Here is a 1,230-nt window from a genome sequence, read left to right as displayed (position 1 = left end):
GCCCATTCCTTGCCGTTTTTTGCTATCCTTCTTTGAACATTACATACAATACCTCCAAAATTTAGATTTTTACCAATGTGCATATCTAAATTCTTAAGTGATTCTAATTTTGAATTACAGAAATACTTCATCTCAAACTTGAAATCATCCAGCGGATGTCCAGAAATATAGATCCCAACGACTTCTTTTTCTTTGGCTAATTTTTCCATCGTACTCCAATCTTCGCAAGGCGGCACAACGGGTTCGGCAATTTGCACATCGCTGCTTTCGCCAAACAAACTCACCTGTGAAGAATTTTCGTTTTCCTGAAACTTGGCACCATAACGAATCGCTTTTTCATAGAACGTAATTCCATCGCCATCATCGTGAAAATATTGTGCTCGAGTTGTCCCACCAAACGAATCAAAACCTCCCGCCAAAGCAAGATTTTCTAATGCTTTTTTATTGGCAGCACGCAAATCAATTCGCTTAGTCAAATCAAAAATCGATTTGTATTTTGTAGTTTTTCTATTTTCGACAATGGTAGCCACAGCTCCGGAACCAACGCCTTTTACCGCTCCCATTCCGAAACGAACGGCGTAATCATCATTTACCGTAAATTTATAAAACGATTCGTTTACATCAGGTCCCAAAACCTTCAACCCCATTCGCTTGCATTCTTCCATAAAAAAGGAAACTTGCTTGATGTCGCTCATATTATTCGACAAAACTGCCGCCATATATTCGGCTGGATAATTTGCTTTCAAATAAGCTGTTTGATACGCAATCCAAGCATAACAAGTAGAATGTGATTTGTTGAACGCATATTCCGCAAAGGCTTCCCAGTCTTTCCATATTTTTTCCAATTTATCCTCGGGATGCCCTTTGGCAGCAGCCTGACTGATAAATTTGGGTTTCATTTTATCCAAAACATCTTTCTGTTTTTTCCCCATTGCTTTACGCAAAACGTCGGCATCTCCTTTGGAAAAATCCGCCAGTTTCTGGGACAAAAGCATTACCTGTTCCTGATAAACCGTAATTCCGTAGGTGTCTTTCAGTAATTCTTCGCAAGCATCAAGGTCATAAATAATTTCCTCCTCGCCATTTTTTCGCTTTACGAAACTCGGAATATACGCAATTGGACCCGGACGATAGAGCGCGTTCATCGCAATCAAATCCGGAAAAACCGTAGGTTTCAATCACTTCATGTATTTTTGCATTCAGGCACGTTCATGTTGGAAAATGCCAACC

The 1,230-nt window shown here is 39.9% G+C and carries 1 pseudogene; it reads right to left on the bottom strand.

The window, feature by feature from the left end:
• A pseudogene (gene dnaE / locus EKL98_RS16425) lies at positions 1 to 1,230 on the bottom strand (DNA polymerase III subunit alpha); the annotation flags it as partial.

Source organism: Flavobacterium bomense (assembly GCF_003970355.1).
Note: the sequence above shows the minus strand (reverse complement) of the source record. Positions and strands in the feature narration are given on the sequence as shown.